General features: G+C 62.7%; 28 protein-coding genes and 1 pseudogene. 18 read left to right on the forward strand and 11 right to left on the reverse strand.

The window, feature by feature from the left end:
- The first annotated feature begins 35 nt into the window (after positions 1-35).
- From ACZIRK_RS10610 to ACZIRK_RS10630, 5 genes are all read left to right on the forward strand, one after another.
- Positions 36-1910, forward strand: a complete 1875-nt coding sequence (locus ACZIRK_RS10610; RefSeq protein WP_463327347.1) for an AMP-binding protein — start codon at positions 36-38, stop codon at positions 1908-1910.
- Positions 1911-2071: 161 nt separating this feature from the next.
- Positions 2072-3199 (forward strand): acyl-CoA dehydrogenase family protein, encoded by a 1128-nt coding sequence (locus ACZIRK_RS10615; protein WP_130226640.1) that lies wholly within the window; start codon positions 2072-2074, stop codon positions 3197-3199.
- Positions 3200-3324: 125 nt separating this feature from the next.
- The gene (locus ACZIRK_RS10620; protein WP_130226639.1) at positions 3325-4569 is read left to right on the forward strand and encodes an acyl-CoA dehydrogenase; all 1245 of its coding nucleotides are present in this window, start codon (positions 3325-3327) and stop codon (positions 4567-4569) included.
- A gap of 139 nt (positions 4570-4708) precedes the next feature.
- Positions 4709-5953, forward strand: a complete 1245-nt coding sequence (locus tag ACZIRK_RS10625; protein WP_130226638.1) for an acyl-CoA dehydrogenase — start codon at positions 4709-4711, stop codon at positions 5951-5953.
- 2 nt (positions 5954-5955) lie between these two features.
- Entirely contained in the window at positions 5956-6669 is a 714-nt protein-coding gene (locus ACZIRK_RS10630) for a nitroreductase (RefSeq protein ID WP_051397040.1), read from the forward strand.
- A 38-nt stretch (positions 6670-6707) separates the two neighbouring features.
- On the opposite strand, the pseudogene ACZIRK_RS10635 reads toward ACZIRK_RS10630, so the two are convergent.
- Together ACZIRK_RS10635 and ACZIRK_RS10640 are read right to left on the reverse strand one after the other, a co-directional pair.
- Positions 6708-7113, reverse strand: a pseudogene (locus tag ACZIRK_RS10635) (hypothetical protein).
- Between the two features lie 222 nt (positions 7114-7335).
- The gene (locus ACZIRK_RS10640; RefSeq protein ID WP_130226637.1) at positions 7336-8121 is read right to left on the reverse strand and encodes an enoyl-CoA hydratase/isomerase family protein; all 786 of its coding nucleotides are present in this window, start codon (positions 8119-8121) and stop codon (positions 7336-7338) included.
- Positions 8122-8475: 354 nt separating this feature from the next.
- Between ACZIRK_RS10640 and ACZIRK_RS10645 the strand changes: the two genes are divergently transcribed.
- Positions 8476-9138: a Crp/Fnr family transcriptional regulator gene (locus ACZIRK_RS10645; RefSeq protein ID WP_028166780.1), complete on the forward strand. Its 663-nt coding sequence runs from the start codon at positions 8476-8478 to the stop codon at positions 9136-9138.
- Positions 9135-10031, forward strand: coding sequence for a DUF6537 domain-containing protein (locus ACZIRK_RS10650; protein WP_130226636.1), 897 nt, complete (start codon positions 9135-9137; stop codon positions 10029-10031). The genes ACZIRK_RS10645 and ACZIRK_RS10650 overlap by 4 nt, the downstream gene beginning before the upstream one ends.
- 64 nt (positions 10032-10095) lie before the next feature.
- On the opposite strand, the gene ACZIRK_RS10655 is transcribed toward ACZIRK_RS10650, so the two are convergent.
- The 3 genes from ACZIRK_RS10655 to ACZIRK_RS10665 all read right to left on the reverse strand — a co-directional run bounded on the left by ACZIRK_RS10655 (position 10096) and on the right by ACZIRK_RS10665 (position 10841).
- On the reverse strand, positions 10096-10335 hold the full coding sequence (locus ACZIRK_RS10655) for a hypothetical protein (protein WP_130226635.1): 240 nt from the start codon (positions 10333-10335) through the stop codon (positions 10096-10098).
- 64 nt (positions 10336-10399) lie between these two features.
- Complete coding sequence (locus ACZIRK_RS10660) at positions 10400-10615, reverse strand: hypothetical protein (protein ID WP_028166777.1); 216 nt, start codon at positions 10613-10615, stop codon at positions 10400-10402.
- 16 nt (positions 10616-10631) lie between these two features.
- A complete protein-coding gene (locus ACZIRK_RS10665; RefSeq protein WP_028166776.1) occupies positions 10632-10841 on the reverse strand; it encodes a hypothetical protein in 210 nt (69 codons plus the stop codon).
- 228 nt (positions 10842-11069) lie between these two features.
- Here ACZIRK_RS10665 and ACZIRK_RS10670 point away from each other — a divergent pair, with 228 nt between their 5' ends.
- On the forward strand, positions 11070-11276 hold the full coding sequence (locus ACZIRK_RS10670) for a hypothetical protein (protein ID WP_028166775.1): 207 nt from the start codon (positions 11070-11072) through the stop codon (positions 11274-11276).
- 63 nt (positions 11277-11339) lie between these two features.
- On the opposite strand, the gene ACZIRK_RS10675 is transcribed toward ACZIRK_RS10670, so the two are convergent.
- Positions 11340-11531 carry a hypothetical protein gene (locus ACZIRK_RS10675; protein ID WP_463327348.1) on the reverse strand — a complete coding sequence of 64 codons (192 nt, stop codon included), beginning with the start codon at positions 11529-11531 and terminating at the stop codon, positions 11340-11342.
- A 216-nt stretch (positions 11532-11747) separates the two neighbouring features.
- Between ACZIRK_RS10675 and ACZIRK_RS10680 the strand changes: the two genes are divergently transcribed.
- The 4 genes from ACZIRK_RS10680 (at position 11748) to ACZIRK_RS10695 (ending at position 14022) form a co-directional block, all read left to right on the forward strand.
- The gene (locus tag ACZIRK_RS10680) at positions 11748-12485 is read left to right on the forward strand and encodes a Crp/Fnr family transcriptional regulator (RefSeq protein WP_028166773.1); all 738 of its coding nucleotides are present in this window, start codon (positions 11748-11750) and stop codon (positions 12483-12485) included.
- A gap of 21 nt (positions 12486-12506) precedes the next feature.
- Complete coding sequence (locus ACZIRK_RS10685) at positions 12507-12827, forward strand: hypothetical protein (RefSeq protein WP_463327349.1); 321 nt, start codon at positions 12507-12509, stop codon at positions 12825-12827.
- Positions 12828-13048: 221 nt separating this feature from the next.
- Positions 13049-13396, forward strand: coding sequence for a DUF3307 domain-containing protein (locus tag ACZIRK_RS10690; protein ID WP_051397039.1), 348 nt, complete (start codon positions 13049-13051; stop codon positions 13394-13396).
- 227 nt (positions 13397-13623) lie between these two features.
- Positions 13624-14022: a hypothetical protein gene (locus ACZIRK_RS10695; RefSeq protein WP_463327350.1), complete on the forward strand. Its 399-nt coding sequence runs from the start codon at positions 13624-13626 to the stop codon at positions 14020-14022.
- 171 nt (positions 14023-14193) lie between these two features.
- Here ACZIRK_RS10695 and ACZIRK_RS10700 read toward each other — a convergent pair whose 3' ends face one another.
- On the reverse strand, positions 14194-14514 hold the full coding sequence (locus ACZIRK_RS10700) for a YkgJ family cysteine cluster protein (protein WP_130226631.1): 321 nt from the start codon (positions 14512-14514) through the stop codon (positions 14194-14196).
- Positions 14514-15212: a helix-turn-helix transcriptional regulator gene (locus ACZIRK_RS10705; RefSeq protein ID WP_130226630.1), complete on the reverse strand. Its 699-nt coding sequence runs from the start codon at positions 15210-15212 to the stop codon at positions 14514-14516. The genes ACZIRK_RS10700 and ACZIRK_RS10705 overlap by 1 nt, the downstream gene beginning before the upstream one ends.
- A 130-nt stretch (positions 15213-15342) precedes the next feature.
- Here ACZIRK_RS10705 and ACZIRK_RS10710 point away from each other — a divergent pair, with 130 nt between their 5' ends.
- Both ACZIRK_RS10710 and ACZIRK_RS10715 read left to right on the forward strand, forming a co-directional pair.
- On the forward strand, positions 15343-15615 hold the full coding sequence (locus tag ACZIRK_RS10710; protein ID WP_035691433.1) for a hypothetical protein: 273 nt from the start codon (positions 15343-15345) through the stop codon (positions 15613-15615).
- A gap of 36 nt (positions 15616-15651) precedes the next feature.
- Complete coding sequence (locus ACZIRK_RS10715; RefSeq protein ID WP_028166768.1) at positions 15652-16380, forward strand: glutathione S-transferase family protein; 729 nt, start codon at positions 15652-15654, stop codon at positions 16378-16380.
- Positions 16381-16391: 11 nt separating this feature from the next.
- Here ACZIRK_RS10715 and ACZIRK_RS10720 read toward each other — a convergent pair whose 3' ends face one another.
- The gene (locus ACZIRK_RS10720; protein ID WP_130226629.1) at positions 16392-17024 is read right to left on the reverse strand and encodes a pyridoxamine 5'-phosphate oxidase family protein; all 633 of its coding nucleotides are present in this window, start codon (positions 17022-17024) and stop codon (positions 16392-16394) included.
- A 118-nt stretch (positions 17025-17142) separates the two neighbouring features.
- On the opposite strand from ACZIRK_RS10720, the gene ACZIRK_RS10725 reads away from it, so the two are divergent.
- A complete protein-coding gene (locus ACZIRK_RS10725; protein ID WP_130226628.1) occupies positions 17143-18036 on the forward strand; it encodes a LysR family transcriptional regulator in 894 nt (297 codons plus the stop codon).
- Positions 18037-18101: 65 nt separating this feature from the next.
- Here the strand turns inward: ACZIRK_RS10725 and ACZIRK_RS10730 are convergent, their stop codons facing one another.
- Together ACZIRK_RS10730 and pobA are read right to left on the reverse strand one after the other, a co-directional pair.
- Complete coding sequence (locus tag ACZIRK_RS10730; RefSeq protein WP_130226627.1) at positions 18102-18554, reverse strand: PaaI family thioesterase; 453 nt, start codon at positions 18552-18554, stop codon at positions 18102-18104.
- 288 nt (positions 18555-18842) lie between these two features.
- Complete coding sequence (gene pobA, locus ACZIRK_RS10735; protein ID WP_130226626.1) at positions 18843-20012, reverse strand: 4-hydroxybenzoate 3-monooxygenase; 1170 nt, start codon at positions 20010-20012, stop codon at positions 18843-18845.
- Positions 20013-20150: 138 nt separating this feature from the next.
- Here pobA and ACZIRK_RS10740 point away from each other — a divergent pair, with 138 nt between their 5' ends.
- The 3 genes from ACZIRK_RS10740 (at position 20151) to ACZIRK_RS10750 (ending at position 23242) form a co-directional block, all read left to right on the forward strand.
- Entirely contained in the window at positions 20151-21167 is a 1017-nt protein-coding gene (locus ACZIRK_RS10740; RefSeq protein ID WP_130226625.1) for a TRAP transporter substrate-binding protein, read from the forward strand.
- Between the two features lie 239 nt (positions 21168-21406).
- Positions 21407-21916, forward strand: a complete 510-nt coding sequence (locus tag ACZIRK_RS10745) for a TRAP transporter small permease (RefSeq protein ID WP_130226624.1) — start codon at positions 21407-21409, stop codon at positions 21914-21916.
- 6 nt (positions 21917-21922) lie between these two features.
- Entirely contained in the window at positions 21923-23242 is a 1320-nt protein-coding gene (locus tag ACZIRK_RS10750) for a TRAP transporter large permease (protein WP_130226623.1), read from the forward strand.
- Positions 23243-23361: the final 119 nt, after the last annotated feature.

A 23361-nucleotide genomic window follows, 5' to 3' on the forward strand; every position in this document is an offset into this window, starting at 1 on the left:
TCCGCAAAGGACAAAGAAATTCCGGGAGACGCAAAATGAGTGGGAGTGCAGCCGCGGTGCTGGAAAAGCCGGGCTTTCGCAAGATCGAATGGCTGCCGCGCGACATCGCGATCGAGCGTCGAGACGACGGCGCGATCGTCCTGAAGTCGCGCATTCCGCTCAGCCCCTACGAGAAGCATATTCCAGCTTCGCTCGCGAAATGGGCGAAGCAGGCGCCAGAGCGGATCTGGCTTGCCCAGCGCTCCGGCCCGGAGCGGCAATGGCGCAACCTGTCCTATGCCGAAGCCAAGCGTACGGTGGATGCGCTCACGCAAGCGCTGCTCAATCTGAAGCTCGAGCCCGGACGTCCGGTCACGATCCTATCAGGCAATTCGGTCGAGCACGCGCTGATGACGCAGGCCGCGATGCAGGCGCGGCTGCCGGCGGCGCCAGTGTCGCCGGCCTATTCGCTGATGAGCCAGGATCATCTCAAGCTCAAATACCTGTTCGACCTGGTCAAGCCGGCCGTGATCATGGTGCAGGACGGCCCGACCTTCGAGAAGGCGCTGCGCGCGCTTGATCTCAATGGTGTCACTGTCGTCCACGTCGCGCGCCCCTGCGAGGGCATCAAGAGCCTCAGCTTCGCCGAACTGGCGGCAACGCCCGTCACTGATGATGTCGAGGCCTCGATCGCGCAGATCACGCCGCAGACCGTGGGCAAGCTGTTGTTCACCTCAGGCTCGACCGGCATGCCCAAGGCGGTCATCAACACCCAGGAGATGATGTGCGCCAATGCCGCGATGATGATGCAGGTGCGGCCGCGCGATCCCAATGGTCCGCTCGCGACTTTTCTGGACTGGATGCCCTGGAATCACACCATGGGCGGTAATGCGCTGTTCAACCCGGTGCTGATCGATGGCGGCACGCTCTATATCGACGACGGCCGGCCGATGCGGGGCCAGTTCGACGAGACCATCCGTAACCTGCGCGAGATCTCGCCGACCTATTACGCCAACGTCCCCGCCGGCTACGCCGCACTGGCGGCGGCGATGGAAAAGGACGATGTGCTCTGCCGCAGCTTCTTCAGGAATCTTTCCGTGATGGCTTATGGCGGCGCGCGGCTGCCGGATGATCTCTACGATCGGATGCAGGCGCTTGCGGTCCGCTCCACCGGCGAGCGCATCGTGTTCTATACCGGATGGGGCTCGACCGAGACCGCGCCGACCTCGACTGGCACCTATTGGGACACCGAGCGCGTCGGCCTGATCGGACTGCCGTTCCCCGGCGTCGAACTGAAGATGGTGCCGTGCGGCGCGAAATATGAGTTGCGTCTGCGCGGCGTCAACGTCACGCCCGGCTATTTCGGCCAACCCGAGCTCACCAGATCGGTGTTCGACGAGGAAGGCTTTTACTGCATCGGCGATGCCGGCGTGTTCGTCGACCCCGAGGATCCCGTGCAGGGCATCATCTTCGCCGGCCGCGTGGTCGAGGATTTCAAGCTCGCGACCGGCACCTTCGTGCATGTCGGCTCGCTCCGCACCGACGCGATCGCTGCGGCAACGCCTGTCGTGCACGATGCGCTTGTGGCCGGGCAGGATCGCGCCTTCATCGGCCTGCTCGCCTGGCCCAATCTTCATGCCTGCCGGCAGCTCATCGGCGATCCCAACGCTACCTTCGAAGACGCTGTGAAGCATCCCGAGGTGATCGCCTGTTTCAGGCGCGGGCTGGAGGCGCACAACGCGTCCGTCGCCGGCGCCAGCAGCCGGCGTATCTCGCGCGCGATGCTGATGGTCGAGCCGCCCTCGATCGACGGCAACGAACTCACCGACAAGGGCTACATCAACCAGCGCGCCGGCCTCGAGCGCCGCGCGGCGCTGGTGGAAAAGCTCTATGCCGACACACCCGACGCAGATGTGATCGTGCTGCAATGAAAATCAACTCTCGCCACTCGTCATTCCGGGGCGCCGCGCAGCGGCGAACCCGGAATCCATTTCTCCGCTTGCGCGCGTGGCCCGATGGATTCCGGGTTCGCGCTTCGCGCGCCCCGGAATGACAGTTCCTTGTTACGCATCATCAACCCGAGTGAAACGCCATGAATTTCGATTTCTCCGACGAACAGAAGCAGATGCGCGACGAGGCGCGGAAATTCCTTAGCGAGCAATGTCCGCCGAAAGCGGTGCGCGCGGTGCTCGATGGCAAGGCCGCCTACGACAAGGAACTCTGGAAGGGCCTCGCCGAGATGGGCTTTCTCGGCGTCGCGATCCCCGAACAGTTCGGCGGTGCGGGCGCGGGCCATCTTGAGCTCTGTGTGATCGCGGAGGAGATGGGCCGGGCGCTGGCGCCGGTGCCGTTCTCTTCGACCGTGTATCTGGCGGCCGAAGCCTTGATGCTCGCCGGCAGCGATGCGCAGAAGCAGAAATGGCTGCCGAAGATCGCCGCAGGCGAAGCCATCGGCACGCTGGCGCTGTTCGAGGGCAAGGGCAATCCGTCGCCGAAGGCGATCAAGCTCACTGCGGCGGGCGCAGCGCTCAACGGCACCAAGAAGCCGGTGCCGGACGGCGCCATCGCCGATTTCGCCGTGGTGGCCGCGCGCACCGGCTCGACCGGACGTGATGCCGATATCTCGCTGTTCCTCGTCGATCTCAAGGGGAGCGGCGTCGAGGTCAAGGAATTGACCAATCTCGATCCGACCCGCGGCCAGGCGGAGCTCACTTTCACCAACGCCAAGGCCGAGCCGCTCGGCGCCACCGGCGAAGGCTGGGGCATCATCACGCAAGTGCTCGACCGCGCCGCGGTGCTGCTGGCCTTCGAGCAGGTCGGCGGCGCCGACCGCGCGCTGGAGATGGGCCGCGACTACGCGCTCGATCGCATCGCCTTCGGCCGCCCGATCGGCTCGTTCCAGGCGGTGAAGCACATCCTCGCCGACATGTATGTCTCGGCGACGCTGGCGCGTTCCAATTGCTACTACGGCGCCTGGGCGCTCTCGACTAACGCCGCGGAGTTGCCGGAAGCGGCCGCCGCGGCGCGGATCAGCGCGACGCAGGCGTTCCAGCACTGCGCCAAGAACAACATCCAGGTCCATGGCGGCATGGGTTTCACCTGGGAGTTCGACTGCCACATGTACTACCGCCGCGCCAATGCCACCGCGCTCGGCCTCGGCAGCCTCTCTTATTGGGAGGACGCCCTGATCGACCGCATGCGCAAGAAGAACGCGGCGTAAGTCGTAATGACCGTAGGATGGGTAGAGCGAAGCGAAACCCGTCAAACCAGTGGCGGCAAATGATGGGTTTCGCTGCGCTCTACCCATCCTACGACGCCACGAAACACGGCCGAGGATTTTAGAACATGAATTTCGACGACACCCCGCAGGAAGCCGCGTTCCGCGCCGAGGCGAGAGCCTGGATCGCGGTGAACGCGCCGAAGCAATATGAGGAAGAGCTGCGCACATCCTCGCTCGGCCGCGTCCAGCTCAAGAATGCCAACATCCTCGAGGTCGCAAAGGCCTGGCAGAAGAAGAAGGCGGATGCCGGCTGGGCCTGTCTGCACTGGCCGAAGGAATATGGCGGCCGTGGCGCCTCGCCGATCGAGCGCGTGATCTGGCAGCAGGAGGAGGGTCCGTTCGGCAGGCTCAGCGCGATGTTCATCATCGGCCACGGCATGTGCGGCCCGACCATGATGGCGTTCGCCCGCGAGGAGCATAAGCGCCACTATCTGCCGCCGCTGGCCTCGGGCGAAAAGATCTGGTGCCAGCTCTTCTCCGAGCCCGCAGGCGGGTCCGACGTCGCGGGGCTTCGTACCCGTGCGGAGAAGAAGGGCGACGAGTGGATCATCAACGGCCAGAAGATCTGGACCTCGGGCGCGCATTATTCCGACTACGGCATCCTGCTGACCCGCACCGATCCGACCGTGCCCAAGCACAAGGGCCTGACGATGTTCTTCCTGGACATGAAGAGCCCAGGCGTCGAAGTCAGGCCGATCAAGCAGGCGAGCGGGCAGTCCGACTTCAACGAGGTCTATTTCACCGATGTCAGGATTCCCGATCATCAGCGGCTCGGCGAAGTCAATGACGGCTGGAATGTCTCGCTGACCACGCTGATGAATGAGCGAATGTCGATCGGCGCCGGCGTCTCGACCGGTTTCCCGGAACTGTTCGAGTTCTGCAACAGTTTGATGCTGGAGGACGGCCCCGCGATCGAAGATCGCAGTGTTCGTTCAAGGCTTGCAAACTATGCGGTCAAGGCGAGCGGGTTGAAATACACCAGCATGCGCGCGATCTCGGCCCTGTCGAAGGGCGAGCGGCCGGGCCCGGAGAATTCCATCGGTAAATTGGTGGCGGGATCGATGATCCAGGAAGTCGCGATGTACGCGCTCGACCTGCAGGGCGCCGCCGGCGTGCTGAGCGGGACGGATGCGGAACTCGCCGGCAAGTTCCAGGCGATGCTGCTGCGCGCGCCCGGCACCCGCGTCGAGGGCGGCACCGACGAGATCATGCGCAACATCATCGCCGAACGGGTACTGGGATTGCCAGGTGATATCAGGGTCGACAAGGACGTGCCGTTCAACCAGATACCGACGAAGGGAAGGTCCTAGACCCTCATCCTGAGGAGCCCGCGGAGCGGGGTCTCGAAGGTTGCAGGCCCGCCTGGGGCCTCATGGTTCGAGACGGCGCTGCGCGCCTCCTCACCATGAGGGTTGATAGAGAACAAGAATAGAGATTGAGAGGTCCGCCATGAACTTCGACGATACCCCGGAGGAAGCCGCCTTCCGCGCCGAGGCGCGCAAATGGGTCGAGGCCAACGCGCCCAAGGAGTATGAGGCGGAGCTGTCAAGGTCGTCGCTCGGCCGTATCCGGCTGGAGAAGGCCGAGATCGTCGACGTCGGCAAGGCCTGGCAGAAGAAGAAGGCAGAGGCCGGCTGGGCCTGTCTGCACTGGCCGAAGGAATATGGCGGCCGCGGTGCTTCGCCGATCGAGAAGGTGATCTGGCAGCAGGAAGAGGGCATCTACGGCAAATTGACCCAGCCGTTCCAGATCGGCGAGGGCATGTGCGGCCCAACCGTGATGGCCTATGGCAGCGAGGAGCATAAGCGGCGCTATCTGCCGAAGCTCGCTTCGGGCGAAGAGATCTGGTGCCAGCTCTTCTCCGAGCCGGCCGGCGGCTCTGACGTCGCAGGGCTGCGCACGCGCGCGGAAAAGCAGGGCGACAACTGGATCATCAACGGCCAGAAGATCTGGACCTCCGGCGCGCACTATTCCGATTACGGGCTTTTGATCACGCGCACCGATCCCAACGTGCCAAAGCACAAGGGCCTCACCATGTTCTTCCTGGACATGAAGAGCAAAGGCGTCGAAGTCCGCCCGATCAAGCAGGCCAATAGCATGCAGGAGTTCAACGAGGTCTATTTCACCGACGTGGTGATCCCGGACAGCCAGCGGCTTGGCGCGGTCGGCGACGGCTGGAACGTCTCGCTGACCACCTTGATGAACGAGCGTATGTCGATCGGCGCGCGGCTTGCGACCGGCTTTCCGGAAATGTTCGAGTTCTGCTCGAATTTGATGACGGAGGACGGGCTTGCGATCGACGATCCCGCCGTGCGCTCGAAGCTCGCGAGCTGGGCCGTGAAGGCAAGCGGACTGAAATACACCAGCTACCGCGCGATCTCTTCGCTCTCCAAGGGCGAGCGGCCGGGACCGGAGAACTCGATCGGCAAGCTCGTCGCGGGCACCATGCTGCAGGACATCGCGACTTACGCGATGGACCTGGAAGGCGCCGCCGGCGCGCTCACGGGCGCTTCGGAGGAAGTGGCAAGCGGCCAGTTCCAGCAGATGCTGCTCACTTCACCGTCGATGCGGATCGCCGGCGGCACGGATGAAATTTTGCGCAACATCATCGCCGAACGCGTGCTCGGTCTGCCCGGCGATATCCGCGTCGACAAGGACGTGCCGTTCAACAAGATCCCAACCAAAGGACGCTGACCATGGATGCGAAAACGCCAAGCCCGCGTTACACGACGGAAGATCGCATCGGCGTTCTCGAAGAGCTCCTCAACGAGCGCTACTCCGTTCGCGCCTTCCTGCCGCGCGAAGTGCCGCGGGAGATCATCGAGCATGTGCTCAACGTGGCGCAGCGTACCGCGTCCTGGTGCAACAGCCAGCCCTGGCAGGTCCTGATCGCGAGCGGTGAGGCCAAGGAACGGTTCCGCAAATCGATCTATGCCGAGGCGGCTTCCGGTGCCAAGGACGACCATGACTTCACGCCGCCGCGCGAATATGTCGGGGTCTATCTTGAGCGCCGCCGCGAAAGCGGCTTCCAGCTCTACAACACGCTTGGCATCGCGCGCGGCGATAAGGCGGCGTATGCGAAACAGGCGCTGGAGAACTACAATTTCTTCGGGGCGCCGCATGTCGCTGTTATCCACACCAACGAGCCGCTCGGCATTTACGGCGCAATCGATTGCGGCGCCTATGTCTCTAATTTCATGCTGGCGGCCCAGGCGCTGGGGCTCGGCACCATCCCGCAGGCGGCGCTCGCCCGCCATTCCGGCCTGATCCGCCGTCACTTCAACCTGCCCGACGACCGCCGCGTCGTCTGCGGCATCTCCTTCGGCTACGCCGATCACAGCCACAAGGTGAACAGCTATCGGACCTCAAGGGCGACCGTCGCAGATGCCGTGACGTTCCTGGATGAGTAGTCCGTGATCTCGACGTGGCTCGTTTAACCCGCGACCGATCAGCGGGTGCGCGTCGGCGGTTTCGGTAGCTTGTCAGGGTCGAATTTTGGTGTCGGCCCGATCGGCTCCGGTGCAGGCAGCTGTGGTTCGCTGAGAATCAGGGTCCCTTCAAGGATCACTCCCGGCACCTGCTCCGCGGTCGCTGTGTAACGACCCAATTTGTCGGCGCACGTTCCTTCAAGCCGAAGCGTAAGGTCATCGGCGCCGAAGACGGTTGCATGTGCTTCGGTGTGCCTTCTGATCGATAGGATGGCGGTGAAGCGGTCCCCGTCGATTTCGCAGGAGCCGCTATAGGTCGTGATGCTGTCATGACCCCATATCCTGCCGTCTTCGACATGGGCGATGCCGGTGCCTTTGGCCCAGCGAGGTCTTGAACCACGCTGCATAGGTACCGTTTCTGAGCATGGAGGAACCTTCTCCCTCGGTGTTCACAGATGCCCCAGCCGGATCATCGACATGGCTAGCGCTAAAACTTGGTTAACCTCCTTCTCCGGGCGAATCCGGTGAAGAGCTGCGCAGCGGATCCAAGTGCAGCGGACCCAAGTGCGGCCGCCCCAGTCGCCGACCTCGACCGGCTGGTTGCGCAATCCGTGCCATTGACGTTTGCCGGCAGCAGCGCGCCCACGGTCAGAACTTCGCCGGCCGTTTCTCCGCGCGCGCCTTGATGCCTTCCTTGATCTCGGTCCCGCGCAGGCTCTCGCGATGACGGGTGTCGGCGGCTTCCTTGTCGAACTCGCCGTGAGCGAATTCATTGATAGCGCGCTTCATGCCGGCCATCGCGCGAGGCGCGTTGGCGGCGAGCAGGCTCGCGAGCCGGTCGACCTCCTGGTCCAGTTCGCCCTCGGGCACCATGGCGGTGAGATAGCCGATCCGCAGCATCTCCACCGCGCTGATCTTCTGCCCGGTCAGAAACAGCATCTTGGCATTGTTGACGCCGAGCCGCGACACATAACGCCTGATACCGCTCGGGTAATAGTGCAGGCCGAGCTTTGCGGCCGGCATGAACATCTCCGCGGTGTCGACGCCGATGCGGAAGTCGCAGGCAAGCGCCAGATCGGTCGAGCCGCCATAGACGCCGCCGTTGAGCCGGCAGATCGTGGGCACCCGCAGATCTTCGAGCCGGTTGGCCACGCCCTCGAACGCGGAACCGGAGCTCGGCTCGTCGCTGCCAGCACCGGCGCGGGCCGCCACCGAATTGAGATCGTAGCCGGCGGAAAAGGCCCGGCCGGTGCCGGTCAGCACCAGCACGCGGACGGCGGGATCGGCCTCGACGCGGTCGAACAGTCGCACCAGCTCGACCAGATCTTCCGCCTGCAGCCGGTTCATGTGCTTGGGACGGTTGAGGCGGATGGTGGCGCGAGGGCCCGAAATCTCGAGCTGCGGCGGGGTTGCGGTCTCGGCCGCGTCAGACATGGTTTGCTCCATTGTTGGTTCTCCAGCTCGCGCCGGTTTGGCGTCGGTCGTCTCGGCAAGGCCGGGCCTGTTGGCTGCTTCGCGGACGTGGTAATCCACACCGGTTGCCGGAAGGTGCCTTTCCTTGCCCAGCCCGTCAACGACCACTGGCAAATGGCTGCATTCCGCCTCGGTCTCACCCGTCTGGGCATGCCAGGCCGCCCTGGCCGGCGCCTGATTTGCCTGACAAAGTCGTGAGATTCGCGAACAAAAGAGCGACATTTCCCGTATATCAGGGAGAGGCTGCCGTGCGGGGCGGCCCCGGATTTAAGAAATCGCGGCGACATTCACTGCTTAGAAATTGGTTGGTTTCCTATGGATACCTCACATCTTGTTCAGCACGCAGGGACTGCCGGCACGTTGTTCGCGTCGATCTTCGTGATCGCGACCACCACGATGCGGACAATGATTCCCTTGCGCGTTTTCGGCATTCTCGCAAACATTGTCCTGATCATCACAGCCATTCCGATCCATAATTATCTGGTCATTCTGGTCCAGGTGGTCATGCTGCTGGTCAATACCTATCGCCTGCACCAGATGCTGCAGCTCGTCCGCGACGTCAGGAAGTCCGTCAACAGCGATCTCTCGATGGAATGGCTGAAGCCGTTCATGACCGAGCGCAAATGCAGCGCCGGCGAAGTCCTGTTCTACAAGGACGAGAAGGCCGACAGCATGTTCTACATCGTCAGCGGCCGCTTCCGCCTGGTCGAGTCCGGCATCGAGCTGCCGGTCGGCGCCATTGTCGGCGAGCTTGGCATGCTGTCGCCGTCCAACGTCCGCACGCAGACGCTGGAATGCGTCCAGGGCGGCGTCATCCTTTCGGTGAGCTACGACCAGGTCGAGCAGCTCTATGTGCAGAACCCGGCCTTCGGCTTCTACTTCCTCAGGCTTGCCAGCGCGCGGCTGTTCCAGAATATCGATACGCTGGAGCAGCGGCTGGCCCAGCAGGTGGCGGCGGTAGAGCCGAAGCCGGCATGACGAGCGAGAGTGCAACCGTGGCGGACGATGGCATCCTGTCCTCGTTGCGTTATCTGTTCGCCGATTTCCTCGGCGACGATGACGACACGCAGCCAGTGCTTCCCGAGGGATTGCCGGAGAGCGTCGCAGCCGTCGCGAGCGATGCCATCCACCTGCTGATCGACTATCAGAGCGCCGGCTATGCGCAGCTCTATGTCGACCGCTTGCGGCGCTTCGTCGGCAGGCGCGACGTCGACGAAGCGACGCTTGCCGAGATCGCGCAGTTGATGATGCAGCGCATGGCCTATGAGGATCCGATCCGGATCGCGCAATTGAAACTGCTCGAGCTCGGCGACAAGGGTGCGCAGGCCGGATCGGTGGATATCAGGAGATTCCGGTTCGACGAACTGGTTGATGCTCTGCCCGCGGCGATCGCCGAGCCGGTGCTCGATATCCTGGAGCGGCTGGGCTGGGCACGAAGGACGGTCAAAGTCCGCTTCTCCACCAAGAACCGCTTCAGCATCCGCCGCCTGAAGCTTGAGGCCGGCCTGAAGCGCTGGCGCCTGTTCTCGATTCGCTACGCCAAGGAGCGGGTCTGGGTGGAGCGCTGGCTGCATATGATCAACCGCAGCCTGGCCAAACAGCCCGCGGCAGCCCTCGCTGTCATCCGGACGGCGACGATGATCGAAGGCTATGGCGCGAGCTACCGCCACGGGCTCGCCGACTGGCACACGATCATCGACGACCTCGCCAAGCCGACCTTCGATGGCGTGCTCGCCTTGCCTGATCTCGCCGAGACCATTGCGGAGGCACGCGCGGCAGCGATGCCCGATCCGCGCCAGGCGGCGCTGAAGCGCAAGATCGCGGAGATCCGGGCCCGTCTGCCTGCCGAAGCCAGCGCAGCAGCCGGGTGATCGTTCGATTTATCTGAGCATGATCTCTTTCGGAAAACCGGTGCCCACTTTTCCGGATCATGTTTTATCGCGGGCCGTCCTCGCGCGAGGACAGTTTCGGCGGTTCGTCATAGCCGCGGCGGCTCGAGTAGAACAGGAGTGCCATTAGGCCGACGCCGATGACAACAGAGAACACGATGCCGATTGCCATGGCTGCATAGCCTTGGCCGGGCATCGCGGCACCCGGCATTGTGAGTCCCTCATAGGCGAAGACGCCAACGGCCGCCAGAATCGCGAGCAAGGCAAGGATGATCGCCACTCGCATGGCTGCTGCCTTTCCTGTTTGGGTAACAAGAGCCGGCAGGCGGGTTGTGTTCCTGCGAAAGCCGTTATTTCGCGGCGGGAGCCAGATTGCTGAGCGACCGCTTGCCCGCGGCGATCAGTTCCGTCAGCGTGGTCTTGCCGCCCTCGGCGGATCTGATGATTCGTCTCGCGATTCTCTTGCGAACCGAGTGCCGTTCGCCATGCTGCGTTTGCTCACATATCCGATCCAAGGCGGCGTTCATGATTGCCAAGGTCTTCGAATCAAATTTGCTCTCGATCATTTGCCCCTCCCTGATCTCACCTCTCATTGGTCGCATCGACATGGCGGACGCTCAGCATGGCGCTGACATCGAGGACATTCTCGGTCTGCCGGGCTTTCTTCATTAGCGCATCGCGCTCGCGGCCAAGCGGCAACCGGCGCGCAGCGGCGCGGGCATCGCGGGCGAATTTCTCTAAACGGACCTCGAATGGCTCGGTCGGCCGCGATCTGTTTCGCTTCTTCTTCATGCCGCCTCCGATCTGGAAGCGAAGCTAGTCTGACGCCTGGACAGCGTCCTTAACCTATGAAAGCCGATCAAACCAAAGATGCAAATCTCGGGCGACTGGAACGTTTGCAGCAGTCGGGCGTAAGCCTGTTGCTTCCGCTATCCGTCCCCGGAGGATGGCGGAGCACTCCGATGACAGGCCCCGGCGAAAGAGATCGTCGGGGCCGTCGAGATATCAGGGAAGCAGCCGATGACGCGTTCGGATCAGGGTATCGTCAGGGACAACAAGGGCGAGGAGCAGCCTGCCGACAAGCGTCGCGCTCAGACCGTTCACAAGACGGATCCGAAGCATTCGGTTTCGAAGGAGGCGACCCGCGATCCCAAGCTCACCGACGACAACAAGACGCCGGGGTCGGGCATGGGCCCCGACGACAGCGGCGACGCGCCGACGGGATAGAAGGACGCGCGTGGCTTTCTTGCGGGGCTGCGCGTGGCGACGGCCTGACACGAAGGGGTCCACTTATCGGGAGCCATCTCGGGAGTCATCGTCAAGTTTGGCGACGATGCGCACCCCCTGCCAGACCTCGACCGTCCCGCCATTGAAGTGCTGGCGTGCCCTGGCGACAGCCTCGTCGTCGGTCTCGCTTTCCAGCTCCATTTGCTTCCGAATGTGGCCGTCGCTTCCCAACAGATAGGCCCGGTATTCCTGCATCACATTTCCCCGACTGCACCAACAGCGATTGTCACAGACAGGGTTCCGCTCGCGCATTAACATGTGCTGGGGTCGTTGAAGAAACTCGCCTTTCAGGCGTCACTATCTGCAACCTGATAGAGTATAATATATAATTGGCTACTTGAGGGGGAATAACATAGGTTATTGAAAACGGTCTTATCCTTTACTCGACTTATTAGCGGGGAGACTGTTCCTTTGAGTCCACTCGTTCGTAAGCTTGAGCAGTTTGTGCGGCTGTCGTCGGCCGATCGCGCGTACCTCACCCGCGCGGCATCGGAACGGCTGCGCAAGTTCGGTCCCAGGGTCGATATCGTGCGCGAGGGCGAGAGGCCCAAGGACGTGCAATTGGTCGTTGCCGGCTGGGCATGCCGCTACAAGCAGTTGGAGGATGGGCGACGGCAGGTGGTGTCCTTTTTCCTGCCGGGCGATAGCTGCGATCTCAACGTCTTCATCCTGCGCGAGATGGACCATTCGATCGGCTCGATCACGGACTGCACCATCGCCGACCTGTCGCGCGATTTCTTCGAGGAGATCAGCGTCGGATATCCGCGCATCGTGACGGCGCTCTGGTGGGAAAGCCTGGTTGATGCCGCGATCCAGCGCGAATGGACGTTGAACCTGGGTCAGCGCACGGCGCTGGAGCGCATGGCGCATCTTTTGTGCGAGCTCTTCTTCCGCCTACGCCTTGCCGGTCTCACCAACGGCGACGGTTGCGACTTCCCCCTGACGCAGGCCGATCTCGCCGACGCCAGCGGGCTGTCCAAGGTGCATGTCAACCGCACCCTGCAGGAATTGCGTTCGGCGAATCTGATCGTATTGAAAGGCAGGACGCTTGTCGTGCCGGATCTTCGGCGCCTGATGAATGCCGGCCTGTTCAACGCCAACTATCTGCATATGGAGCGCGAAGGCCGTCAGCTCGATGCCACCGAGTGATGCCGCCCGGTCGGTGATCGCTTGACGCTTGGTATTGCGGACGCCTGGAGCGGGAGCGGTGACGCTCTGGCCCGGCAGCCGATCGTCGCGCCGCGACGCGAGGCGCGGTTCGCAATCTTCTTGAAATGCCCGTTTCACCTGCTCTGTTTGCGAACATATATCTGTTTGATTTTGCTATATTTTTTGTTCCAACGTAACTCCATCGCGTTCAGGAGGTGGCGATCGTATTGGGCGGGCGATGCCGCGCGGCTGAACGATGTCCGGCTTTGTCCCGACTACGGATCGCCGTCGACTGTTAACCTTTATGGCCTGCGCGACGATGCCGCAGCACTATCGCCGTAGGGCCACACCATATGAATTTCGGAGGACCGAGAGGTGCATTCGGGCGCGGGAGATGCCATAAATGGCCGCAAGTTTTGAATATTGCGGGTTTAAGAAAAAGTTGCGCTGACGCCCAGGTCCGGTTTCTCTCCATCATTTTCCATCAGTCGCAGCGAAGGGCGTCAGCTTTGTCGTTTCCATCCATGTCGTCGTCGGTCCCGGTTGCTGCACTGGTAGGATGGATGCTGCTGCTGACCGCCAAGCACATCGTGGCGGACTTCTTTCTGCAGACTTCCTGGATGGCGATCGGCAAGGATCAGAAGACCGGCTGGGCGCTGCCCTTGTTTGCGCATTGTCTCGTGCACCTCGCGACCTCGCTGCTCGTGATCCTGGTGATCGCGCCGAGATTCTGGTTCGTCGCCTTCATCGATTTCTTCATCCACCTTGCGGTGGATCGCGCCAAGGGAATCACCACCTCGACCTTCGGCGTCACGACCGAGCACCCGTGGTTCTGGTCACTGATCGGCGTCGATCAGGCGCTGCATCACCTGACCGGCTTCGGCCTTGCAATCTTTATGGCCGCGAACTGAGCCCAATTCTCTCCGTCATTCCGGGGCGGGCTCCGCGCGAGAATCCATTACGCCGCACGCGCAGGCCGAGAAATGGATTCCGGGCTCGATGCTTCGCATCGCTCCGGAATGACGTGCGCGTTTCTGATTCGCTCAAAAATCGCAATCACCCCGGACGACTACTGGCACCCGTGGTTAACCCTTCGTTAGAGAATTGCACGGCATCTTCCGGACCAGGGAGAACTGCAATGTTTTCAAGCCGCAACGCCTTCGAGAACGACGTTTGCCCGGTCCGCGAGGAGCTGCTCGGACAGATGTACCGCGCCAATCCTGCCGGCCTCCAGGCCCTCGTCGAAAGCGTCTCGTCCGATGTCCGGGCCATGCTGGCGCTGTTCTGCTATCGCCGCCATCATCTGCATTCGCTGGCAGTGGCGATCGCCGCAAGCTGCAGCGAACGCGAGCTCGCTTATTTCGGCGGCCACGTCGGCAACAACCTTTATAAACTGTCCCGCCAGCCGGCCCGCTCGGCATCGCCCTCGCATGGCGGCCGCAAGCCGATCACGCTGTCGACCAAGCCGCTCGCGACCTTCGCGCCGATCGTCGACGATCTCGACGAGGAAGAGGTTGCGGAGACTGTGACTGCCTAGGCCCTATACGGGACCACGAACTCTCCCTTATCCCGAGGAGCCGCAAAGCGGCGTCTCGAGGGATGGGCCGCGGGCGAGATCGGGGCCTCATGGTTCTCCCGGCGATGCGCAGCATCGTCCGGACGCGCGAAGACGCGCTCCTCACCATGAGGGACTCCTGCCCCATCCGGGCTACGATTCAACTGCCAACACCGGAAGTCCGTGCCGGCGTCGCGCCATCGCGCATTCGGCATCGCCGGGCATGCAGGTGCGGCAGACCTCGGGCCGTATCGCATAGATCGCGCAGCTCGTGGCCACGCCGATCTTGCCCGACAGCGCCGAGCAGCGGTCGCCGTCGCAGCGCATGCCGGATTGCCTTGCATTGACGTATTCCAGCGGGATCAGGTCGAGCTCCGCGTCGTCCTCGGTGGTGAAGCGGGGCCAGTTCTCCGAGTAGAAGCAGCACGCGCCGCAACCCTGGCAGGGATTCTCGGTCGCATTTTCGATCGCCATCAGATGTCCTTCGGCGCTTCCCAGACCAGGCTGCGGCGCCAGCGCGCCCGCAACAGGTCGCGCCTCTCGGGATATTTCTCGTCATGATAGACCGCGTCGAGCACGCGGTCGGTGCGGAAACTGCGGAAATCCTTCCGCAGCTCGCACCACGCCGCCAGGATGCGCACCGCCTCGTGATAGCCGACCGCGATCGGCCAGATCGTGCGTTCGGTGTCGCGGCCACGTTCATCGCGATAGTTGAGCGTGATCTTCTTGCCGTCGTGGATCTGCGCGCGTGTCCGCACCATGTCGATGCGGTCGGGTTCTCGGTTCCACGCCGAACGCGCGCGGCTTGCGGGTTCGAGCACGAACGGCCGCAACCGCTCCGGCACGGTATCGGCGATCTTGGCCATCAGATCCTGTGCGGCGCGCGCCAGCGCCGGATCGGCGTGGCCCGTGACCCAGCTCGCGCCGAGCACGCAGGCCTCGATCTCGTCGGGTGTCAGCATCAAGGGCGGCAGGTCGAATCCCTTCTCCAGGATATAGCCCATGCCGGCTTCGCCGCGAATCGGCACGCGCTGCTCGATCAGGGTCGCGATGTCGCGATAGATCGTGCGCTTGGATGTCTCGAGCTCGGCGGCGATCGCGTCCGCGGTCAGCGGTTTGCGGGTGCGCCGAAGCACCTGGATGATCTGAAACAGCCGGTCGGCGCGTCTCATAGTCGGTCTCTTTGGCTGGCTAGTTCCGGGCCGTCGATTTTCTCAAGGTCCGCCTCGCCGCTGCTGACAGGATGTTGGCAGCAGGGGGTGGTTATAACGGGACAACATCTCAACTGAAGGGAATTTGTCCATGCTGAATCGTCTTGATACGGGCGGCTTCGATAGCCGTCTTGAAAGGTTCAGGCGAGCCCAAACCTTTGCGTTGGAACAGCTCGTCACGATCCACACCGTCTCCTCCGATCTCCGTTGGGCGCTGATCGAACTGGCCCTGCGTTCGATCGCGGCCCTGTTCACGGCCATCGGAAAGCATCTGGTTTTCCGGGGCCGCCGCCTCGTGAAACGGGTTCGTTTGGCGACCCATTTTACCCCTGCTGACACCATGGTGGCAGCAGGGGGCCGCTAGGCTCGGCATCGTTTTTTGGAAATTGGGAGGCTTCATATGATCATTCTCCATGGCTTCGGTCCGGGGTTCGGCTTGCCGGAAATCAGCCCGTTCGTGACCAAGACCGAGGTCCAATTGAAAATGGCCGGGCTTGCCTATTGCAAGGAGAAGGCGATGCCGCCGAGTTCGCCCAAGGGGCAGTTGCCCTATATCCGTGACGAAGCGGAGACCATCGCCGATTCCACTTTCATCCGCGCGCATATCGAAGGCAAATACGGCTTCGACTTCGATGCGCCCTTGAGCTTGCAGGCGCGCGCGCAGGCCTGGGCCTTCGAACGGATGATCGAGCACCATGTCTATTGGGCTTTGGTCGGCGCACGCTGGGTCGATGAAACCAATTTTGCCAAGGGGCCGGCACATTTCTTCGACGGCGCGCCGGAACACATGCGCGAGAAACTACGTGAGGATGCTCAATTCCGGGTCGCCGAGAATTATCTCCTGTCTGGCCTTGGCCGCCATGCGCCCGACGACGACATCGACCTCGCCATCCGATCGCTGTTCGCACTTTCCGTGCAGCTCGGCGACAAGCCGTATTTGATGGGCGATACGCCGTGCGGCACGGATGCCACCGCGTTCGGGGCGCTTGCGGGAATCCTGACCCCGTTTTTCGATTCGCCGCTACGCGCGCGGACCGAGAAATTCAGCAATCTCACCGACTATGTCGACCGGATGATGGGGCAATATTATCCGGAATTCGCCTGGTCGCCCGTGCGCGAAGCGGCCTGAGATCAGTTCGCCTAAGATGATGTCGCAGGCTGCGGCTGGCGCTTCAATGCAGCCAGCTCCGCTTCGAGCTCCGCGATCCGTGCGTCGCGTGCGGCGAGTGCCGCAGCGACATCGGCGGCATCGAATTTCTGCGGGATGTGCTGCGGACAGTTGGTGTCCCAAGCCGATATCTTGAACAGGATCACCTGCTCGGGACGCGCCCTGTAATCCTTGGGCGTCAGTGATTGTGTCAGCGCCGGGTCGTCGTCGACCACGCGCGCTTCTCCCCAGAGCTTGACGCGTCTGCGATGCGCGTAATCCATCAGGAAAATATACGCCTTCGGATTTTCCGACAAATTGCCTTGGGTGATGTACTGCCGGTTGCCGCTGAAGTCGGCGAACGCGATGGTGCTGGCGTCCAGGACCTTGATGAATCCCTTCGGTCCGCCGCGGTGCTGGATATAGGGCTGGCCGTCGGCAGACGCGGTCGCGAGATAGAAGCTGTTGGTGTTGGCCAGGAAGGCTGCCAGATTCTCGTCGATCTCGGTGCGCCAACCGCGCCGTTCGACCTGGGCATAGGCCTCGCGCGAACCTTTGCGCGCCTGGATCGCCTTCACCGCCGGCGTGAAGGCGACGTCGCTCGGATAGATCTGAGTGTCTGACATTTGAACCTCCCGGCGTGGAGCGCCAAAGCGTCGTTTCACCGGACAAAATGGGATGGTTCCCTCAGTTGAACAATCAAGGCGATTGACACTTCACTGTTGCGGTTTATGCAATAATGCGATGGACCGCATTGATGCTATGCAGGCCTTCGTCGCCGTGGCCGATCTGCAGGGGTTTGCGCCTGCGGCTCGAAAGCTCGGGCTGTCGCCGTCGGCCGTGACCCGGCTGATCGCCGCGCTGGAGGAGCGGCTTGGTGCGCGGCTGTTGCAGCGGACCACGCGGTCCGTGACCCTGACCGATGCGGGCTCGCGCTATCTGGAGCGCGCCCGCCGCATCCTTGCCGATCTCGAAGAGGCCGAGGAGGCCGTCGAGGGCGAGCGCACACGCCCGGCCGGGCGATTGGTGATCTCGGCGCCGGCCGGTTTCGGCCGCCTGCATGTCAGTCCCATGGTGACGGCCTATCTGAAGCGCTATCCCGACGTCGGCGTCGACCTCAGGCTGTCCGACCGCATGATCAATCTGGTGGAGGAGGGCGTCGATCTCGCCGTCAGGATCGGGCATCTGCCGGATTCGACGCTTGTCGCCCGCCATGTCGGCGAGATGCGGCGCATCGTGGTGGCGTCGAAGGCATATCTGAGCGCCCGCGGCGAACCGATGCGGCCCTCGGAGATATCAGCGCATGACACCATTCAGTTCGGCGCCATGTCGGCGGCGCCGGATTGGCGCTTCGTCGAGGAAGGGCAGGAGGTCCGCGTCTCGCCGAGTCCGCGCTTCTCATCGAACAACGCCGATGCCGCGATTCAATACGCCGAAGCCGGCGGCGGGCTGACGCGGGTGCTCGCCTATCAGGCGGCTGCCTCGCTGAAGGCAGGGCGGCTCAGGATCGTGCTGGCGAAATTCGAGCAGCCGCCGCTGCCGATCCACATCGTCTATCCGACCTCGCGCCTGCTCTCGGCCAAGGTGCGCACCTTCGTCGATCTGGTGACTGAGACAGCCGACTGGCGGTTTGGGTAACGGCTCGTGCGCACCCCGCCGTCATGCCCGGGACAAGCCCGGCCATGACGGTGCAAGGCGCAGCATCACCCACTCACCGGAGCGCCATCGCGTTTCGGCATCACCCGGAACGTCCCACTCGCCCGCGCGATGATGACGTCGTCCGCCTTCACCAGGCTCTGCGTGAAGCAGATCGTGCTCCCGGTCTTGATCACGTCGGTCTCGACCGCGAGCCACTGCCCGATCCCCGCGGTGCCAATGAAATCGACCGCAAGCGAGACCGTCACCAGCGAAGATGTCCAGCCCATCACTTGGGCGCAGCTATAGCCCATCGCGTTGTCGGCGAGTGCAGCGATCAATCCACCATGGATCAGACCGCGCGAGTTGGTGTGCGCCCTTGCGAGCCTGAGCCCCATGATCACTGCCCTGTCGGTGCGCTTCGAATAAAGCGGCTCCCAGGGATCGGTGAGCGGGCTCTTGCGGAAGTGAGGCTCAAAGCCTTCCGGAATGTCGGCAATGACGGAAGTATCGGTGCTCATGGTCGGCCCGTATGTCTGATGATCTCGGCGCCATTGAACGCGATGTCGATGACAGTTTCACCGCATACAAAGTTTTAAACGGCATCTGCGCGGATGTTTGAAATGCTCCGTCGTCATTGCGAGCGAAGCGAAGCAATCCATTTCTCCCCGCGTGGGCGCATGGATTGCTTCGTCGCTACGCTCCTCGCAATGACGGCGTAGCCTGTCGGGTGGGCAAAGCGAAGCATGCCCACCATCGCGAGCGGAGTGCTGATGGTGCGCACGCTACGCTTTGCCCACCCTACGATTCTACAACGGCAGGCCGACGTAATTCTCCGACAGCGACGTCGATGCCGCCTTGGAGCTGACGAGATAGTCCAGCTCGGCGAGCTGGATACGTGCACCGAATTCGCCCTGATCGGGGAATTTGTGCAGCATCGAGGTCATCCACCAGGAGAAGCGCACCGCTTTCCAGACCCGCGCCAGCGCTCTGGCGGAATAGCCATCGATGCCAGCGGAAGATCTCTCGTCGTAATATTCACGTAAGCCTTGCGACAGGTAGTGCACGTCGCTGGCGGCGAGGTTCAGTCCCTTGGCGCCGGTCGGCGGCACGATATGCGAGGCGTCGCCGGCCAGGAACATCCGGCCGAAGCGCATCGGCTCGGCGACGAAGCTGCGCAGCGGCGCGATGCTCTTTTCGATCGAGGGGCCGGTGACGAGTTCGTCCGCCGCCTTCTGGTCGAGCCGCCGCTTCAGCTCGTCCCAGAACCGCTCGTCGGACCATTGGTCGATACGGTCGTCGAGCGGACACTGCACGTAATAGCGGCTGCGGTGCATCGAGCGCATCGTGCACAGCGCAAAGCCGCGGTCATGGTTGTTGTAGATCAGCTCATGCGAAACCGGAGGGGTCTCCGAGAGGATGCCGAGCCAGCCGAACGGATACACCCGCTCATACGTCTTGATGGCGGAAGCCGGCACGCTGGCGCGGCTGACGCCGTGGAAACCGTCGCAGCCTGCGATGAAGTCGCAGATGATCTCGCCTGCTTTGCCATTCTTCACGTAAGAGACGCGCGGATGGTCGGTGTCGAAATCATGCGGCTGGACATCGGCGGCCTGATAGATGGTGGTGAGCCCGGCCTTCTGCCGCGCGTTCATGAGGTCGAGCGTCACCTCGGTCTGTCCGTAGATCATGACCGTCTTGCCGGTCGCCGCGTGCATGTCGATGCGATGCCGGTCGCCGCCGAAGGCGAGTTCCAATCCGTGATGAATCAGCCCCTCGCGATGGGCGCGCTCGCCTGCGCCGACTTGGTCGAGCAGGCCGACCGTGCCCTCTTCCAGCAAGCCGGCGCGGATCCGTCCCAGCACATAGTCCGGCGTCTGCCGTTCCAGGATCACATTGTCGATGCCATGGGCGTGAAGTAGTTGCCCAAGCAACAATCCTGCCGGACCTGCGCCTATAATTGCTACCTTTGACCGCAATTTTTGCTCCTCCCGATACCGTAGGCCACAGCTTATACCCGCTGGCCGGCCGCTGTCGTCAGCTTGCAATGGTGATTATATCATATAACAATAATCGCAAAGGGCCACCAAAGGCCCGCAAAGAGGGAGAGGATGCCGATGAGGAAGACGGTTCTGGCGTTGCTGCTGGCCGCCAGCGTGACGCCTGCGTTCGGGCAGGAGAAGACGTTCGACCTGAAGATCTCGCATTGGGTGCCGGCCTCCCATCCGCTGCAAAAGTCGCTGGAGGACTGGGCCGCGGCGGTGGAAAAGGATTCCGGCGGCACCATCAAGGGCAAGGTGTTCCCGGCTCAGCAGCTCGGCAAGGCTTTCGACCATTACGACATGGCGCGCGACGGCATCGCCGATGTCACCTATGTCAATCCGGGCTACCAGCCCGGCCGCTTCCCGATCGTCGGCGCCGGCGAATTGCCGTTCCTGATCTCGGACGCCAAGGGCGGCTCGATGGGACTGGATGCCTGGTACCGCAAATATGCCGAGAAGGAGATGAAGGACGTCAAATATTGTCTGGCCTTCGTCCATTCGCCGTCTTCGTTCCATTCGCGCACCAAGAAGATCGTCGTGCCCGAGGATGTCAAAGGCCTGAAGATCCGCCCAGCCCATGCCACCATGGCCAATTTCGTCACCTCGCTCGGTGGCACCAATGTGCAGTCCTCAGCGCCTGAAGTGCGCGACATCATCGAGCGCGGCGTTGCCGACGGCGTCACCTTTCCCTGGGGCTCGCTGGTGCTGTTCGGCATCGACAAGGTGACGAAGTACGACATGGAGGCGCCGCTCTATGTCACGACCTTCGTGTTCGTCATCAACAAGGACAAGTACAACGCGATGTCCGACCGCCAGAAGGCCGCCATCGACAAGAATTGCTCGACCGAGATGGCGGGCATCGTCGGCGAGCACTGGGGTAAGTTCGAGGACGCCGGCATCGACAAGGTGAAGGCCGAGTCCGGCCACGAGGTCTACAAGCTGACGCCGGAACAGACCGCGCTGTGGAAGAAGGCGGCCGAGCCACTGGTCAAGACCTGGGCCGACGGCGTCAAGAAGGCCGGCGTCGATGCGGACGCTGCGATGGCCGACCTGAAGGCGTCACTCGCGAAGTACAATGCGCTCGCGCAGTAGTGCCTCATGAATCCGATGAGATCGGATTGTGCTGGTGCTGCATCGGCGGTGCCCCACCTCTCCCCTGGGAGAGGTCGGATTGCATCGCAGATGCGATCCGGGTGAGGGGTTCCGCTCCCTCGTGGGACCTGATCCCCCTCACCCGGCGCTTCGCGCCGACCTCTCCCCGATGGGGAGAGGTGAACCATGCTGCGAGACGGCCTCGATCAAGTGATCGTACGCAATAGGACACCGAGCACATGAAACGCGCTTACATGGACCGTTTCATCGACACGATCGAATGGATCGCGGCCGGATTTGTCGGCATCGTCGCCGCCAATATCTTCCTTGCGGTGCTCCTGCGAAACACGCTGAACTACGCGATTCCCGATTCCTTCGACATCGGGCGGATGCTGCTCGGCATCCTCATTTTCTGGGGCATCGCCGCGACGTCCTATCGCGGCACCCACATCACCGTCGACCTGGTCTGGGCCAATGTCGGGCCGAGATACCAACGTGTCATCGACGTGTTCGCGACGCTGGTGCTGCTGTTCGTGGTCTCCGTGCAGACCTGGACGTTGTTCGACAAGGTGCGCGGCACCTACAACGACAATGTCCTGACCTTCGACCTGCACATGCCGACTTGGCCGTTCTTTGCGCTCGCCTGGATCGGCGACGTCTCCGCCGTGCTTTTGATCGCGATCCGCACTTATCGGCTGATCTTCCACCCCGAGGAGATGCACGATCCCAAGATCAAGGCGACGGAGTAAGCGCCGATGAGTACCGACGCCGTCGCCATCATCGGCTTTGTCGCGCTGTTCGCGCTGATGTTGCTCCGCGTGCCCGTGGGCATGGCGATGGGCCTCGTCGGTGTCTGCGGTTTCAGCTATCTGGTCGGCGCCACGCCGGCGCTGAAACTGGTCGGCCAGACCTCGATGCGCACGGTGACCGACTACACTTTCGGCGTGATCCCGATGTTCCTCCTGATGGGGACCTTCGTCAGCAATTCCGGCATGAGCCGCGAATTGTTCCGAGCCGCCAATGGCTTTGTCGGCCATCTTCGCGGCGGGCTCGGCATCGCCACCGTCGCCGCTTGCGGCGGCTTCGCCGCGATCTGCGGCTCCTCGGTCGCGACCGCCGCGACGTTCTCGGCCGTGGCCTATCCGGAGATGCGCCGCTTCGGCTATCCGCAATCCTTTGCCACCGGCGTGATCGCGGCGGGCGGCACGCTGGGCGCGATGCTGCCGCCGTCGACCGTGCTCGCGGTCTACGGCATCATCACCGAGCAGGACATCGGGAAACTCTTCATCGCCGGCATTATCCCGGGCCTGCTCGCGATGACCATGTATATGATCACCATCGCGCTGATCGGCCATGTCAGGCCCGGCTTCCTGCCGACGGGGAAGCGGATTTCCTGGCGCGAGCGCTTTGCCGGCCTGCGCGACATCTGGGCGCCGGTGCTGCTCTTCATCTTTGTCATCGGCGGCCTCTACGGCCTGCCATTCCTGCCGCGCTTCACGCCGACGGAGGCCGGCGGCGTCGGCGCCACCGGCGCATTCCTGATCGGCATTCTCACCGGACGGTTGGACAAGGAGAAGATCCTTAATTCGTTGCTGCAGGCGACGCGCACGGCGGCCGCGGTGTTCACCGTGCTGATCGGCGCGCTGATCTTCGGCTATTTCCTGACGGTGACGCAGACCCCGCAAAAGGTCACCGAATTCCTCACCGGCCTCGGGCTCGGCAGCTACGGCATCCTCGCCGTCATCATGGTGATGTATCTCGTGCTCGGCTGCCTGATGGACGCCATGGCGATGATCATCCTGACCGTGCCGATCATCTTCCCGGTCATCATGCATCTCGGCTTCGATCCGATCTGGTTCGGCGTCATCATCGTGATGACGGTCGAGCTCGGCCTGATCCACCCGCCTGTCGGCATGAACGTGTTCGTGATCAAGAGCGTGGTGAAGGACGTGTCTTTTTCCACGATCTTCAAGGGCGTGATCCCCTTCGTCGTCACCGACCTGATCCGCCTCGTGATCCTGATCGCCTTCCCGCTGCTCGCGACGTGGTTGCCGCAGCGGATGATGGCGAATTAGCGATCTCTCCATTCGTCATGGCCGGGCTTGTCCCGGCCATCCACGTTCTTCGTTGCCGCCAAGACGTGGATGCCCGGGACATCTGCGCGAAGACGCGCTTCGCGCTTTTGCCCGGGCAT

The organism is Bradyrhizobium sp. Leo114 (assembly GCF_055229415.2).